The organism is Streptomyces sp. NPDC101194, assembly GCF_044767885.1.
GTDB lineage: Bacteria > Actinomycetota > Actinomycetes > Streptomycetales > Streptomycetaceae > Streptomyces.
Genome location: NZ_JBIWOS010000013.1, coordinates 185,400 through 201,518, shown reverse-complemented (window position 1 = coordinate 201,518; position 16,119 = coordinate 185,400). Strand labels below are relative to the sequence as shown.

At 70.9% G+C, this 16,119-nt stretch carries 11 protein-coding genes; 7 read left to right on the top strand and 4 right to left on the bottom strand.

The annotated features are described in order from the left end of the window. Nucleotides 1-59 precede the first annotated feature (59 nt). The 7 genes from ACIRP2_RS35175 (at nt 60) to ACIRP2_RS35145 (ending at nt 9,142) form a co-directional block, all read left to right on the top strand. Nucleotides 60-1,442, top strand: a complete 1,383-nt coding sequence (locus tag ACIRP2_RS35175; RefSeq protein WP_404257576.1) for an ABC transporter substrate-binding protein — start codon at nt 60-62, stop codon at nt 1,440-1,442. 232 nt (nt 1,443-1,674) lie between these two features. Next, nucleotides 1,675-2,700: a carbohydrate ABC transporter permease gene (locus ACIRP2_RS35170; protein ID WP_404257574.1), complete on the top strand. Its 1,026-nt coding sequence runs from the start codon at nt 1,675-1,677 to the stop codon at nt 2,698-2,700. Beyond that, nucleotides 2,700-3,626 (top strand): carbohydrate ABC transporter permease, encoded by a 927-nt coding sequence (locus ACIRP2_RS35165; protein WP_404257572.1) that lies wholly within the window; start codon nt 2,700-2,702, stop codon nt 3,624-3,626. Before ACIRP2_RS35170 ends, ACIRP2_RS35165 begins: the two co-directional genes overlap by 1 nt. Before the next feature lie 169 nt (nt 3,627-3,795). Then, the gene (locus ACIRP2_RS35160; RefSeq protein WP_404257570.1) at nt 3,796-6,591 is read left to right on the top strand and encodes a hypothetical protein; all 2,796 of its coding nucleotides are present in this window, start codon (nt 3,796-3,798) and stop codon (nt 6,589-6,591) included. Between the two features lie 114 nt (nt 6,592-6,705). After that, on the top strand, nt 6,706-7,680 hold the full coding sequence (locus tag ACIRP2_RS35155) for an acetylxylan esterase (RefSeq protein WP_404257568.1): 975 nt from the start codon (nt 6,706-6,708) through the stop codon (nt 7,678-7,680). A 113-nt stretch (nt 7,681-7,793) separates the two neighbouring features. Continuing rightward, on the top strand, nt 7,794-8,504 hold the full coding sequence (locus ACIRP2_RS35150) for a hypothetical protein (RefSeq protein WP_404257566.1): 711 nt from the start codon (nt 7,794-7,796) through the stop codon (nt 8,502-8,504). Further along, the gene (locus ACIRP2_RS35145) at nt 8,501-9,142 is read left to right on the top strand and encodes a hypothetical protein (RefSeq protein ID WP_404257564.1); all 642 of its coding nucleotides are present in this window, start codon (nt 8,501-8,503) and stop codon (nt 9,140-9,142) included. The genes ACIRP2_RS35150 and ACIRP2_RS35145 overlap by 4 nt, the downstream gene beginning before the upstream one ends. Nucleotides 9,143-9,357: 215 nt before the next feature. On the opposite strand, the gene ACIRP2_RS35140 is transcribed toward ACIRP2_RS35145, so the two are convergent. From ACIRP2_RS35140 to ACIRP2_RS35125, 4 genes are read right to left on the bottom strand one after another with little or no spacing between them, the layout of a single operon-like run. Further along, complete coding sequence (locus ACIRP2_RS35140) at nt 9,358-11,079, bottom strand: protein kinase (RefSeq protein WP_404257562.1); 1,722 nt, start codon at nt 11,077-11,079, stop codon at nt 9,358-9,360. A gap of 53 nt (nt 11,080-11,132) precedes the next feature. Next, nucleotides 11,133-14,144, bottom strand: a complete 3,012-nt coding sequence (locus ACIRP2_RS35135; RefSeq protein WP_404257560.1) for an alpha-mannosidase — start codon at nt 14,142-14,144, stop codon at nt 11,133-11,135. A gap of 46 nt (nt 14,145-14,190) precedes the next feature. Beyond that, entirely contained in the window at nt 14,191-14,916 is a 726-nt protein-coding gene (locus ACIRP2_RS35130; protein ID WP_404257558.1) for a polysaccharide deacetylase family protein, read from the bottom strand. Further along, nucleotides 14,913-16,016 carry a Gfo/Idh/MocA family protein gene (locus ACIRP2_RS35125; protein WP_404257556.1) on the bottom strand — a complete coding sequence of 368 codons (1,104 nt, stop codon included), beginning with the start codon at nt 16,014-16,016 and terminating at the stop codon, nt 14,913-14,915. The genes ACIRP2_RS35130 and ACIRP2_RS35125 overlap by 4 nt, the downstream gene beginning before the upstream one ends. Nucleotides 16,017-16,119: the final 103 nt, after the last annotated feature.

The window sequence follows — 16,119 nt, the reverse complement described above, 5'->3', positions numbered from 1 at the left end:
ACCCCGGCTGGAAAACGCTTTCCGGCCCCTTTCCGGTCTGCCCCTGAATGGAGTCCCCGATGAGACCCTCCCTGCGCACCGCTCTCACGGGCGTCACCGCGGGTGCGCTCGTCTGCGTGCTTGCGTCGTGTTCCGGTTCCGGCAGTGACAACGCCGCCGACGGCACGGTGACCATCACGGTCTCCGGGCGCCCGCCGGCCACCAGCGCGGCCGCACTCAAGATCTTCGACGCGCGGGTGGCGGAGTTCGAGAAGGCCAATCCCGAGATCAGGATCAAGACGAACGAGTACCAGTACGACCAGCAGAGCTTCCGGACCAAGGTGGGCGGCGGCAGCCTGGAGACGGTCGTCCGGGTGCCGCTGACCGAGATGTCGAGCCTGATCAAGCGCAAGCAGATCGCCGATCTCACCGCGGACTTCAAGGGGTTGAAGCACAGCGAGGACTTCAACCAGGTGGTGCTCGGCGCCGCGAAGGGCCTGGACGGCAAGATCTACGGCATACCCACCGAGGAGTACGCGCTCGGACTGGTCTACAACCGCGATCTCTTCGAGAAGGCCGGACTCGACCCCGACAAGCCGCCGGCCACCTGGCCCGAGGTCCGTGCCGCGGCCAAGGCGATCTCCGAGAAGACCGATGCCACCGGCTACGCCCAGATGACCAAGGAGAACGCCGGCGGCTGGATGCTCACCGCCATGGCCTACTCCTTCGGCGACAGCATGCAGGAGGAGTCCGGCGGCAAGTGGGCCAACACCTTCGACCGGTCCGGCAGCGGCGCCGAGAAGTCCCTGAACACGCTCAAGGAGATGCGCTGGACGGATCAGTCGATGGGCAGGAACCAACTGCGCAACATCTCCGACATGGAGAAGGACTTCTCCGCCGGAAAGATCGGCATGACGATCGCCGGGCCCAGCATCATCAACCACTACGTCCTGCAGTACAAGGGCGATCCGGAGACCATCGGGCTCTCCGCCATGCCCACGGACGGCAGCAGCAAGCGGACCCTGGCCGGCGGCGCCGTCGCGGTGGTCAGCCCCAGGGCCACCCCGCAACAGCGCGAGGCCGCGGCGAAGTTCATCGACTTCTACTACCTCGCCCCCAAGTACGACGTCGCGCTCGGCGAGAAGGGCGCGGCGTCCATGAAGAAGGACGGCGCCGTCGTCGGTGCGCCGACCGTCCCGTTCTACACGCCGGCCGTCGCCGCCCCCGTCCAGGCCGCGATCGACAAGCTGGCCAACGTGCCGGTCGCACACTTCGCCCCGTACACCGAGGCGCTCGACGAGTACGAGCTGGCCATCGAGCCGCCCGTCGAGGCACAGAACGTCTACAAGGCACTCGACAGCGCCGTGCAGGCCGTACTGACACGTCGGGACGCCGACCCGGCCGAACAGCTGAAGAAGGCTGCCTCGCAGGTCACGTCCCAGGTGGAGCGCGCGCAGCGCTAGGCCGTGTCTTCGTACTGCCGTCTGCCGCGCGACGCGTGGCACGCACGCTCGCAGCGTTGTCGGAGCCGTCCACGTACGTCGGGTGCGAGGGCGATCCTCCGCCGTGCGGTCGCACGCGCCGGACGCCGCGGCCCGGCCTCCGGCCGAACGACGCCGGTTCGAAGACACGTCCCCAGAGCGTGTCCGGTACATCAGGCATGAGCACAGCACGAGAAGAGGCGAGGAGACGTCAATGAGCAGGTCCCACGCACCTGCGGCGCCCGCCGGGAACCGCACCCGGAAGAACCGGACGCGCAGGCAGCGCTCCGCCGCCCCCCTTGCGCCGCGGACAGCGGACGGGCTGCCGCGCACCGCCTCCCCGCGTCGCGGCGGCCCGGGGCAACGCGTCGTCCGCTGGGTCAGGCAAGGAGGTGTCACCACCATCCTGTTCGGCCTGCCGATGGTGCTGTGCTTCGCCTACTTCTCCTGGTGGCCGATCGTCCAGAGCGTGCGGCTCAGTTTCCAGCAGACCAATCTGGTGGGCCCCGCCACCTGGGTGGGCCTGGACAACTTCCGGCACGTGCTGGAAGACCCGCTGCTGTGGACGGCCGTCAAGAACACCGCGCTCTTCGCGTTGCTCGCGCTGGCGATCGGCTTCCCGGTGCCGCTCTTCCTCGCGGTGCTCATCGCCGAACTGCGCCGCGGCGGAACACTGTTCCGCATCCTCGCCTACCTGCCGGTGGCGATTCCCCCGGTCGTCTCCGTCCTGCTCTGGAAGGTGTTCTACGATCCGGACGGCGGCCTGTTCAACCAGTTGCTGGCCCATGTGGGCCTCGGTCCGTATCCCTGGCTGCAGTCCACCGACACCGCCATGCTGTCGATCGTCCTGGAAGCCACCTGGGCGGGCTTCGGCTCCACGGTGATCATCTATCTGGCGGCGCTCGGCTCCGTACCGGCCGAACTGTACGAGGCGGCCGAGATCGACGCGGCGGGCATCTGGCGCCGGGTCTGGCACATCACCCTGCCGTCGCTGCGCGGGGTCGTTCTGATCATGCTGCTGCTCCAGATCATCGGCACCCTGCAGGTCTTCACCGAACCCTTCGTGATGACGGACGGCGGCCCGGAGGACTCCACTCTCACCGTCCTGATGCTGATCTACGACTACGCCTTCCAGAACGGCGACTTCGGAGCCGCGACCGCGCTCAGTGTGATGCTGGCCCTCGTGCTCGGCGCGCTCTCGGCGATCTATCTGCGGGCGACGAGGAACTGGAGCAACTGATGGCCGTACAGACCCCCCTTCGCCCCCGTCGCAGCGGCCGTCCCGAGGAGAGCGGACGCGGACTCATATCCGACGCCGACCGGCGACGGACCTCCGTACGCGTCTCGCTCCGCTCCGTGCAGACCCTCTCGTTCCTGCTGCTGCTCGCCTTCGGAGCCGCACCGCTCTACTGGACGTTCAAGGGCGCCGTCTCACCGACCCAGGAGCTGCTGCGCGATCCGCTGGCGCTCTGGCCCGGTCACGCGCAATGGGACAACCTCTCCCACGCCTGGAACGAACTGCAGGTCGGCCAGTACCTCTGGAACACCGTGGTCCTGGTCACCGGCTCGGTCGTCGCGCACCTCGTCGTCGCCACCACCGGCGGATACGTGCTGGCCGTGCTGCGCCCCAAGTGGGCGGCGCCCGTGCGATGGATGGTGCTCGCCACCCTCTTCATCCCGGGCTCCATCTCCCTGGTCGCGCTCTACCTCACCGTGCTCGACCTGCCGGGCCTCGGCATCTCGCTCGCCAACAGCCCCTGGGGCGTCTGGCTGCCGCACGCCGCCGGCGCCTTCACCGTGCTGATCGTGATGAAGTTCTTCGACGGCATCCCGCGTGAACTCTTCGAGGCCGCCGAGGTCGACGGAGCGGGCCCGTTCGTCATCTTCCGCCGGATCGTGCTGCCCATGTCGCGACCGATCCTCGCGGTGGTGACCCTGCTGACGGTCATGAACTCCTGGAAGGACTTCCTCTGGCCCCTGATCGTCATCCCGGACACAGAGAAACAGCCCATCTCCGCCGCGCTGCCGCGTCTCGCGGAAACGGCGGAACAGTCGCTGCTCATCGCCGGGATGCTGCTCGCCATCCTGCCACCGCTCGTGCTGTTCCTGATCTTCCAGCGGCAGATCGTACGCGGAGGGGGAGGCTTCACCGGCCTCAAGGGATGAGTTCCACCCGGGCACACGCGCGGACCCCGTCCGCGCGGCCGACGGCGGCAGCGGTGCCTGCCGACGGCACACGGGCCGGCGTGCTCCGCCGGGGTACAGCCGACGGAGCACACCACCACCCGGGAACCACCGATACGCACCGCGCCGATCCGATCGAGAGGATGCCTCGATGGAAAAGAACGGCACGATCCGGCCAGGCCCACTGGTTCCGGCCAGAATAACGGGCCGCTCCGGACGACCCGTCGCATGGGGCGCCGCCGCCGCGCTGCTCGGCTGTCTGCTGGTGGCAGCGCCGTTGCCCGGTGCGGCTCCCGCCGCCCACGCGGCCGGTACCCTCACCGTCACCTCGCCCGACCTGATCTTCGTCAAGGGACAGGCGAGGATCACCCTGGCCTCCGACGAGGCCTCGGTGGCCTGGAGGGCCATGGACGACCAGGGCCTGACCGTGGCGTCGGGCACCGCACCCGTGTCGGGCGGCACGGCCACCGTCGACGTCACCACGCTCGGCAGCGGCTACTACACGCTCACGGCGACCGCGGGTGCCACCACCCGTACCGCCAATTTCGGTGTGCTGACCGCGCTGGCCGGCCACGAGCAGAAGGACCCCCGCTTCGGCACCGGCATCCACTACGGGTGGAACGGCGGCGACGACCAGAAGCTGCTGCGTTCGGTCAAGCTGATGGGTATGCACGGGATACGTTCCGACATCAACTGGAGTGCCATCGAGAAGACCGCCGGCGAGTACACCTGGAGCGGTTACTCCACCGACCAGCACATCCCGTACGCCAAGACGCAGGGGCTGACCGCCCTGCCCATCTCCGCCTACCGGAATCCCCTGTACGACAACAACCGGACACCGGCGTCCGACGCGGCGCTGGATGCCTACGGGAAGTACACCGCCGCCGTCGTGGAGAAGTACCAGCAGTCCACGAAGGAGGTCGAGATCTACAACGAGTACAACTCGACCGGCTTCAACAACGGCACCTGCGGCATCACCGCCGACTGCTACCTCAAGCTGCTGAAGGCGAGCTTCGGCAAGGTGCACGCCAAGGTGCCGGACGCCACCGTCGTGGGCGGCGGCCTGGCCGGTCTCCAGACCGACTGGCTCAAGCGGTTGTACGCGATCGGTGGCCTGGACCACATGGACGCGCTCAGCGTCCACGAATACGGCTACCCGAGGCCGCCCGAGGAAGCCCTGGCGAAGCTGCCGCAGGTGCGCGCCGACCTGGACGCGGCGGGCGGCAAGGGCTTCCCGCTGTGGATCACGGAGAACGGGTACCCCACCCACAGCGACGGCGTCACCCCGGCCGTGCAGGCCGAGTACCTGCCGCGTGCCCAGATCTTCTCGTTCGCCTCGGGTGTCGATCGTTACTACTGGTACGACCTCACCAACGACGGCACCGACGCCTCCGACAAGGAACACAACTTCGGTGGATTCAAGCGCCCCACCGCCGAGGTCGAGGCCTGGCAGCCCAAGCCGTCCGTCGTCACCGAGGGCGTCCTGATCCGCCAGATCGCGGGCCGTGCCTACACCGGCCGTGACGACGCCGGTTCCGACGCCGTCCGCTCGTACCGCTTCGGCACCGGCGCCGACACCGTCCGGGCGTTGTACACGACCGCGACGACACCCAAAACCGCGGAGCTCTCGGCCACCGGCCCGGTCACCGTCACCGACCAGCTGGGCCACGCGAAGACCTACACCCCGGCCGGCGGCAAGGTACAGCTCGGGATCGACGGAAGGGTGCTGTACGTCAAGGGTGCGGTGACCGGTGTCGAGGCCGTGACCGCCCCGGTCTTCTCCCTGGCGCTGCCGAAGCGCTCCAACACGGAGGAGACCGTCGGCGCGGTGCTCCAGGTGGACCGCACCAAAGGGCACACCCCGATGCCGCCGCGCGTCGACTTCCGGATCGCCGGGGCCGAGTACCGGTTGATCGCTCGACCCGGCAGGGTCACCCGCAAGACGGTCGAACTGCCCACCTCGTCCCTGACCGGGGCCCGTTCGGTCAGTGGCACGGTCGGAGCGGGACGGCTGACCCTCGGCCGGATCACCGCCGACACCGAGGTGGTGCCCCCGACAGAGGTCACCTTCGACCCGGTGGTGAAGAAGGCGGCACCGTTCGCCGCCGGACTCGAGGTCACCGTCACCAACAACCGCGCCCGCTCCGCGCTCGACCTCACCGAGCTGGAGTGGCAGGTGAACGAGGGCACCGCCTATCTGGACCGGGGCACCATCGACGGACCGATCGAGGTCGGCACCGAGTCAAGTACCTCGTACACCGTGGACGTGCGCAACATCAAGCCCTGGAACCGCTACTGGACGGCCGCCCACATCAGCACCCCCGACGGCACCAGGACCCCCATGGGAACCTGGAACGGCTGGGGCGCCGTGCAGCCCGCAGGCACGGACACGGCCACGCCCATCGACATCGCGGCTCAGGGCAAGCTGTACTTCGCGGGCGGCTACCAGGGTGCGGCCGACCTCTCCGGCACCATCCGGCCCCAGTACACCGACGCCGGGCTCGTGCTGAAGGGCGAGATCACCGACAACGTCCTGGCCCAACCCGCCACCACCGCCGAGAACATGTGGCAGGGCGACAGCATCCAGTTCGCCGTCACCCCCCAGCTGCCCGGCCGCAGCCGGCAGTACGTCGAGGTCGGCGCCTCGCTGGTGGCCGGCGAGCCACAGGTCTACACCTGGCGGCCACCGTCCGGACAGAACGCCGGGCCGACCCCGGGTGCCACCGCCCACATCACCCGCGACGGCACCACCACCCGCTACACGGTGACGGTGCCGTGGGCCTCGCTCGGCCTCAGCGGCAAGCCGACCGCGTCCATCGGACTCGGCGTCGCCGTCAACGACTTCGACGACGACGGCCGGGGGCGCGGCTGGTCCGAGTGGGGTTCGGGCATCACCAACAACTCCAAGAGCGCCACCGGCCTGCGGGCCGTCCAACTGACCGACTGACCCACCCATGAACCGGCGGGGCCGGGTGCACCTGACAGCACCCGGTCCCGCCGCGCCATGTCACACCGTCGCACGTCACACTCTTCCGAGTCCCACCGCGAGGAGACCGATCCCATGGCCCTGTTCGACCTGCCGCTCCACGAACTCCGCGACTACCGACCGCAGATCGACGAACCGGAGGACTTCGACGCCTTCTGGTCGAAGACCCTGGCCGAGACCCGCTCCCACGACCTCGCCGTCTCCTTCGAACCCGTCGACACCGGGCTGACCGGCATGCGCACGTGGGACACCACGTTCGCCGGCTTCGGCGGCCACCCCGTCAAGGGGTGGTTCAGCGTTCCCGCGCACGCCGAGGGCCCGCTGCCGCTCATCGTCCAGTTCCACGGCTACAACGGCGGTCGCAGCCTCCCGCACTGCTGGGGCATGTGGCCGCTGGCCGGCTTCGCCCACTTCATCATGGACGTCCGCGGCCAGGGCAGTGGCGGCAACGTCGGCGACACCCCCGACCCGGTCGGCTCCGGCCCCTCCCACGCCGGCTTCATGACCCGCGGCATCGAGGACCCGAAGAGCTACTACTACCGCCGGGTCTACGCCGACGCCGTACGCGCCGTGGAAGCGGCCCGCTCCCACCCGCTCGCCGACCCCGCCCGCACCGTCGCGCTCGGCGGCAGCCAGGGCGGCGGCCTCGCCCTCGCGGTCGGCGGCCTCGTCCCCGACCTGGCTGCCGTCGCCGCCGACGTGCCCTTCCTCTGCCACTTCGGCCGGGCCGTCACCCTCACCGACGCCAACCCGTACTCGGAGATCGCCGGCTACCTCAAGATGCACCGCGGCAAGGAGGACACCGTCTTCCGCACCCTGTCCTACTTCGACGGGGTCTCGTTCGCCGCGCGCGGCAGCGCCCCCGCGCTCTTCTCCGTCGCGCTGATGGACCAGGTCTGCCCGCCGTCCACGGTCTTCGCCGCCCACAACGCCTACCGCGGCAGGAAGAAGATGGAGGTCTACCGGTTCAACGGGCACGAAGGCGGCGCCATGTTCCAGGAGGCCGCGCAACTGGGGTGGGTGCCGAAGGCCCTGGAGAAGACCGGCTGAGCCCCCTCGCGGTCCGGTGGGTGTTGTGGATCACGGACAGACCGTGGACACCATGTATATGGTCCTTCGGGGCACGTCATGGCTCCGAGACGTGGCAAGGGCGAGGGCGGACGGTGCGGCAGAGAGCCTACGGGCAGGTGATGCGGGCCGTCGCCTGCGCGCTGATGGTGTGGCAGGTCTGGATGATGTGGTACATCGCCAGTCACGAGGCCGTCTCCGTGCGATGGACCTGCGACGGGACCGGCGGTTGCGGCAGCGACCAGTTCGCATCGGCAGCCCCGATCGTCGGAATCGGCTCGGCCGTCGTCCTCGGTCTGCTCTCCGCCCGATTCCTGCACCGCGCCGCGCCCGGGGCGATGGTCGTGCTCAGTGCCGTCGCCGCGATCGCCGGCTGGCACGCCGCGCTGGCGGAGGGCCTGGTCGAGTACGGCACCACCACCTCCTTCCACATCTTCTTCCCGGTCGGCGAGTTCTCCGTCTCCAGCTGGCTCACCTTCCTGTGGTCCGTCGCGGGCGCGGGCTGCCTCGCCGCATGGTGGGGCGCGGCCGTCAGCCTGCGGCGCAGCGGGGGGCTGCGCAGACTCTCCCGCCAATGCACCACGGCCGACGCGGTGCTGGAGGGCTGGCGGTCGGTGGGCCGCAAGTACGGCGAGGTCACCGTGGTCTTCACCGACACGGCCGGGGTACGCCACGAGGTCCCGGCCGTCGTGGAACGCGTCGCCCTCAAGCGGGACGTCCTCGCTCTGTACGACGCCGACCGCCCCGACGACCCGGACCGCACCAGAGTCGTCATCCCCCGCCGGAAGGTACTGCGCCTCTCATGACCACGCCGACCTCCACCGCGTCCTCCCTGCGCGGCTTCTTCAGGCTGTTCACCGTGGTGTCCGCGCTCGGTACCGGTCTCGCGCTGGCCGCGCTCGTCCAGGGCGCCGTGAACGGCCCGCGCTGGCTGCTGATGCTCGCGCTCCCCGTGACGGCCCTGGTCCTGACGGCGTACGGCAAGGCGGCCGAGGACATGAATGCGGGCGTCGCCGCCCTCGGGCTGCGCTCCGGCGGCCCCCGCGCCTTCGCGCCCGCCGTGGTCAACGGGGTGCGGGCGGTGAACAAGGAGAACGGCCGGACGGCCGTCGACGGGCAGGCCGTGAACTCGGTGTTCGCCTTCGACCTGACCGTGGTGTCCGACGAACTGCCCCCGTACCGGATCGAGGTCCGACACCCCCTCGATCTGCAAGGGCTGCTGCACAGGTCCAGGGCGGTCGTCGAGTACGACCCCGAGCAGCCCTGGCGGGTCGTCGTCCCCGACAACCCGCCGCGCGAGTGGCTGGCCCGCGCGGCGAGCCTCGTCCCGCCGGCGGAAGAGGTGAAGCGCCGGGCCGGTGGTGTTCCGGCCGGGGTCCGTGCGCTGGCGTCGGGTGTGGTGATCGCGGCCGTACTGCTGGTACTGGTACGGGTGCTGGGCTGAGAGGCTGTCGGGCGACCTCCGATCGGCGGCCCCCCGGCACGCGCGCTTCCCGCGTCGCCGAAACGTCCCAGTGCCCCCATCTCCCCGAGCTCTGAGTTCCGTTCGAGCGGGGGAGACCCCGTCCGAGGACCTCTCGGCGCCTTGCCATCGCACGCACCGGACCGCGTCCGCTGTCCGGTCGAAGGCCGCCCGACAGCCTCCGAGCCGCCGCGGGCTCAGCCGTTGCGCGGGTACTTCTTGAGCACCTTGCCGTTGATGTCGGCCCTCAGATAGGCGCCGCCGTACTCGTCCGAGACGTAGACGCTGAGCGTCGGCTGGTAGTCGTCGAACGGGGAGGCCGGGTCGATGACCACGTAGTGGCTGGTGGGCTCGGCGACGCCGAGCTCCTTGTCCGCCCGGCGGATCAGCCCCGGCAAGGCGTCCCAGTTGTACTTCTCCAGATCCACGGACTTGGCGTCCGGCCGGAGGGTGCCGCCCGCGCGTTCGCGGGCGGCCTTGCCGTCCCGGTAGGTGAAGACGTCGTACAGGCCCTTGTTCTTCGCGACCGGGGCCTCGACTCTCGCGTGCACGTCGTACAGCGAGAACGACGTGACCCGGGTACCGCCCATCACCGGCTCGAGCGCCGCGATGACGGACCGCGCCGCGGAGGGCGTCAGCAGATTCCCGGCCGGTGCCGCGGCCTTCTGCCGGCTCTCCTTCTCCTCGGCGGGCGAGGGACCGCCGAGGGTCCGGTCCGGGGCGGACGGAGTGCTCCCGGCCGCCTCCGTGGTCGAGTCGGGCATCAGCGACCAGACCAGGACGCCGGTCAGGGCGGTCCCGGCGAGCGCGGTGGTGATCGCGACGGCGCGGCCCCGCCGGACCCGGCGACGGATCTCCTGGGTGCCCAGCGTCCCGGGCCGGGGAGGCGGGGGAGTGGTGACGGGCGGATGACCGGGCCCGTACGCGCCGGGCGGGCGCCGCACGGGGGCGGTGGGCAGGACGGTGGTCGGGCCTGCCTGGCCGTGGCCGGGCGGCACCGCGTCCTGCCAGGCGGGCGGGGCCTGGCGAGGCGGTACGGCATCCTGCGGCGCCGCACGGCCCGGTCCGGGCGCCGAGGCCGGATCGCTCACCGCGGCCAGCATCCGGTCCAGTTCCTCGGGACCGGGCCTCGCCGAGGTGTCCCGGGTCAGCAGCGCATTCAGTACGGGAGCCAGCGGACCGGCCTGCCGGGGCGGCGGGATCTCCTCGTCGAGCACGGCCGCCAGCGTCGCCAGCGTGGTCGCCCTGCGCAGCGGATGCACGCCCTCCACGGCCACGTACAGCATCATGCCGAGCGACCACAGGTCCGACGACGGATCGCCCTCCGCACCACGAATGCGTTCCGGCGCCATGTAGTCGGGGGAACCGATGATGGAGCCGGTCGCCGTCAGACTGGTCGATTCACGGATCGCGGCGATGCCGAAGTCGGTGAGGACCGGACTGCCGTCGGTCCGCAGCAACACGTTGGCGGGCTTGACGTCACGGTGGAGGATGCCGGCTGCATGGGCGGCACGCAGCGCGGACAGCACCCCGCGGCCGAGTTCGGCGGCCTCGACCGGGCCGAGCGTCCCCCGGGCCAGACGCTCCGCGAGCGAGGCACCGGGCACCAGCTCCATCACGATCCACGGGTACGCGTGCTCGCCGCCGTCCACGATGTGGTGGACCGTGACCACGCCCGGGTGGTCGAGCCGGGCCAGCGCGCGGGCCTCCCGCAGCACCCGCTCCCGCAGCAGCCGCGCCGACTCGGGGTCGTTCTCGGCCAGAGCGGGGTCCGGGGGCCGTACCTCCTTGAGCGCCACGTCGCGATGCAGGGCGAGGTCGTGGGCCCGCCACACCATGCCCATGCCGCCGCTGCCAAGCCTGTTCACCAGCTCGAAACGGTCGTCGATCACTCGGCGCACAGGCCCCCCAGCGTTCATGGAAGAGAGGGTACGGGGCGGGACCGCGGCGGCGCGCACCCACCCCGTACCACTCAGACGTCGTCGTTCGGCGTGAGCCGCAACGTCAGGATCTGGAAAGGCCGCAGCCGCAGCCGCACCGCATCGCCCGCCACCTCCGCGGACTCCTCGGCAAGCGGACGCTCCAGCAGATCCGCGACCCTCGCCCCGGCCAGTGCGAAGCCCGTGGTCAGACGCGCCGAGGCCCGTCCGCCGTGGGCCTCGTGGAGCCGGACCACCACATCCCCGCTGCCGTCGTCCGCGAGCTTCACCGCCGTCACGACCACCGCGTCGTCGTCGACCGAGACAAGTGGGGCCACCACCGCGCTTCCCGGCACCCGGCGCTCGGGCAGGCTGAACCGCCAGCCCTCGCGCACCGCGTCACCGATGGTCGCCCCCGGCAGCAGCGCGTACCGCAGCCGGTGCACCCCCTGATCCGTCGCCGGGTCGGGATAGCGGGGTGCGCGCAGCAGCGACAGCCGCACCGTCGTCGTGGTCGAGCCGTCCTCGCGGACGGTACGGGTCACATCGTGCCCGTACGTCGAGTCGTTGATCAGTGCCGCGCCCCAGCCGGGCTCACCGACGTGCAGGAAGCGGTGGGCGCAGATCTCGAACTTCGCGGCCTCCCAACTGGTGTTGGTGTGCGTCGGCCGCTGGACGTGCCCGAACTGGGTCTCCGCCGTGGAGTGATCGGCGCGCACATCGATCGGGAACGCCGCCTTGAGGAACTTCTCCCGCTCGTGCCAGTCGACCTCGGTGTCGATGTCCAGACGCCGGGCCCCGGTACGCAGCGTCAGGAGCTGGGTGACGCGGGACGAACCGAAGGTACGCACCACCTCGACGCCGTCGCCGCTGCGGCGCACGGCGTCCGCCTCGGTGAGATCGGTGACCGTGTTGCGGTAGAAGGAGTCGACGTCCCAGGCGTCCCAGCGGTTGGGCAGGTCCGGATGGACCTGGAGCAGATTGGCCGCGCAGCCCGGGGCGACCGTCTCGCGTCCGGCCACCAGATCGACGACCGAGACCACCAGACCCCGCGCGTCCACCGTCACCCGGAGCAGTCCGTTGTCCAGCCGGAAGCCCCCGTCGTACGCCTCGGCCTCCACCGGTCGCTCCGGCTGCCCGGACGCGGGCGCCGCCCCTCCCGCGACGACCCCGGCCCGCTCGTGCGGAGCGGAGTTGAAGACGACCGTGCCGCCGCCGTCAGGAGCACCGGCCAGGGACCGCTGCGCCGTTTCGATCACGGCTTCGAGCTCTTCGGCGATCCGGGCGTACGTCGCCTCCGCCTCGCGGTGCACCCAGGCGATGGAAGACCCCGGCAGGATGTCGTGGAACTGATGCAGCAGCACGCTCTTCCAGATCCGCTCCAGCTCCTCGTACGGGTACGGCAGCCCCGTCCGTACCGCTGCCGTGGCCGCCCAGAGCTCCGCCTCCCGCAGCAGATGCTCGCTGTGCCGGTTGCCCTGTTTGGTCCGCGCCTGCGAGGTGTACGTACCGCGGTGCAGCTCCAGATACAGCTCGCCCAGCCACACCGGCGGCCGGTCGTACTCGGCCTCGGCGGCGGCGAAGAAGTCCGCGGGCTTCTCGATCGTCACCCGGGGCGAGCCCTCCAGGTCCGCGAGCCGCCCGGCACGGGCCAGCATCTCGCGGGTGGGGCCACCGCCCCCGTCCCCCCAGCCGAACGGCACCAGCGAGCGTGTCGCGTGCCCCTTGTCGCGGAAGTTCCGCTCGGCGTGCGCGAGTTCCGCGCCGGACAGCTCCGCCACATAGGTGTCCACCGGCGGGAAGTGCGTGAACACCCGGGTGCCGTCCAGCCCCTCCCACAGGAAGGAGTGGTGCGGGAACGGATTGGTCGTGTTCCACGAGATCTTCTGGGTGAGGAACCAGCGGGAACCCGAGAGCGCCACCAACTGCGGCAGGGCCGCCGAGTATCCGAACGAGTCGGGCAGCCACACCTCCTCGGTCTCGACCCCGAACTCCTCCAGGAAGAACCGCTTGCCGTACACGAACTGCCGGGCCAGCGCCTCGGAGCCCGGCATGTTGGTGTCCGACTCCACCCACATCCCGCCCACCGGCACGAACTGTCCGGCAGCGGCCTTCTCCTTGACCCGTGCGAACAGTGCCGGCTGATGCTCCCGCAGCCAGTCCAGCTGCTGCGCCTGCGACATCGCGAAGACGAACTCCGGGTGGTCGTCCATCAGCGCGACGACATTGGAGGTGGTACGGGTGACCTTGCGCACCGTCTCCCGCAGCGGCCACAGCCATGCCGAGTCGATGTGCGCGTGCCCCACCGCCGACAGTCGGTGGGCGGAGGCGTGCGCGGGGGAGGAGAGCACGGGGCGGAGCCGTTCCCGGGCGGCGCTCGCGCTCGCCCCCACGGCGTCCAGGTCCAGTGCGTCCAGACAGCTTTCCACCGCGCGCAGGATCTCCCAGCGCCGGGCCGAACCGAGCGGCAGCTGCCGCATCAGCTGGTCGAGCACCTCCAGATCCTGGACCAGTTCCCAGACCTGCCGGTCGAAGACCGCGGCGTCCATCCGTTCGACGCGGTACAGCGGCTCGCCGCCCGCGGTCTCCGGGTCGCCGAGCGCACTGACACCGTCCAGGATCTCCGGATTGGCGGCCGCCTCCAGGTAGTAGGTGAACTCCTCGCCGCCCGCGACCGGTTCGCCGATCCTCAGCCATGTGTTGCGCGGATTGAGCGCCTTGACCACGGTGCCGTCCGGCCGGTGGGCCAGTGCCTCCGCGGAGAACCCCGGCCGGTCGCGGGCGAACCCGAGGTCGATGACCGCTTCGACGGTCTCACCGGCCCATTCGGCCGGGACACGGCCCGTCACCCGGAACCAACTGGTGCCCCAGGCCGGTCCCCAGCCGTCGCCGACCGCGCCGGGCTTGTAGGCGCCGGCCACCGCCTCGGCGAACGGCACCGGTTCGCCCGGGGCGTGCCAGACCTCGAACTCCAGGGGCGCCGTGCGGGGATGGACGGCGGGGCGGATGCGCTCGCGCAGGGCGCGGTCGAGCCGCTCCTCGGTCAGTGTGCGGTCGTCATGCATGGGTGAAAGGGCCCCTCTGAATGAATGTGCGCTACGGGGTGGTTGTTCACGGGAGCTCGTCGAAGCCCACACAGGGCAGTGACATCCCGTCGGCCAGGGCCAGGAGTTTCTCCAGGCGGGCCGGGGTCACATGATTGGCCTCATGGGTGTCGGCGACGCAGTGGGCGTAGAGCGTGGTCACGCCGCCGTCGTCGGCGGTCCGGCGCAGGGCCGTCTCCACGCCGGTCAGATCGTCCCCGTGCGCGACGGCCCCGCGCCCGGAGTCCACCGAGCACCCCAGCAGGACCCGCCGGGCGGCGATGTCGCCCGCCGGGACGTGCAGTTCGGCGGCGAGGGACGGATCGGCGCGGCGCTCGGCGGACACACCGCCGCGCAGCCGCTCGAAGAGCGTGAGGAGCAGCCGGTCGGTGCTCGGGTCATGGGCACTGCACGGATAGGCGAAGCTCCGGGTCGGGAAGCCGAGGCGGCGCAGCGACTCCAGTGCGGGCACCACCTCCCGGTCGAGGTAGGCGCCCGCGCCGTGCGCGGCGATGAACTCCGGCGCCCGCTCGTGCCGCAGACCGTGGCAGCCGATGGTGTGGCCGTCGTCCGCGAGTCGGCGCAGCAATCGCACGTCGTCCCGGCCGAGCCGGTCGGGCTCGCAGATGAAGAAGGTGACGCGGGCGCCGTGGAGCCTGAACAGCGGTGCCGCGGCGGCCCATTCGCGCACATGGCGGTCGTCGAAGGTGAGCAGCAGGGCGCGGTCGACGCGGTGGTCCCCGCGCTCCTTCATCGCCCCGGCTCCTCGGGCGCCCAGCCGGGCACGGAGCCGTGCAGAGCCTGGTAGAAGGGGTCGCCCGGCCCGATCTCGCCGGCCAGGACGGGGCGGCCGGTGAGTGCCGCCTTGTACATCGAGGTGATCAGCTCCAGGGCACGGCGGCCGTCCCCGGCGCTCGCCCTGGGCCGCCGGCCCGCCCGCATGTCGGCCAGGAGCGAACGGAGCTGCGCGCTGTGCGAGCTCGGAACGTCCTCGGCGGGGGAGGCCCAGCCGGCCGCCCGGCCGGGTTCGACACCTGGCGCGGGGGTGTACGTCCAGTCGCCGTTCCCGTACCCGTACAGATGGTTCAGCTCGATCGTGGCGTCCCGCAGATCGATGCGCAGATGGCTCAGCTGACGAGGCGAGAGGGCACTGTTGACCACGGTGGCGAGGGCGCCCGAGGCGAAGCGCACGGTGGCGGTGGTGACGTCGTCGGTCTCGACGTCACGGGCCAGCCTGCCTGCCATGGCCCGGATCTCGGCCCAGTCCCCGAGCAGTTCCAGCAGCAGATCGATCTGGTGGATGCCGAGCCCCATGGCGGGACCGGCGCCCTCCGTCGCCCACTTTCCGCGCCAGGGGACCGCGTAGTAGGCGTCGTCGCGGTACCAGGTGGTCTGGCAGTGGGCGACCAGTGGCGCGCCCAGTTCGCCGGAAGCGATGAGGGCCTTGGCGTGCTCGGCACCCGATCCGAACCGGTGCTGGAAGACGATGGGGACGTACGGGCCCCCCTCGCCCTCGGCCGCGGTCATGGCGTCGTACTCGGCGAGGCTCAGCGCGGGCGGCTTCTCGCACCACACCCAGGCCCCGGCCCCGAGGGCGGCGACGACCTGTTCGCGGTGGGCGACGGGTGGCGAGGCGATGACGACGAGATCGGGACGGACCTCGCCGAGGGACGCGGCGAGATCGGTGGAATGGTGGGAGAGCTCGAAGTCGGTGGCGAAGGAGCGGGCCGTGGCGGGATCGGTGTCGACGGCGCCGACCACGCGGAAGTCCGAGGGGAGTTCGAGGAACGCAGGCATGTGGACGGCGCGGGCGATGCTGCCCGCGCCGACGAGCAGGACACGAAAGGGAGACACAGTCACAGAGGGCCGTCCAGGCTGAGGGCGTGAGCCGCCGAAGTTGGTAAGCGTTTTCCAGCACGTCGGTGAAGGGCCCTTCCCGAAGGAGGGGCAGTGGGTC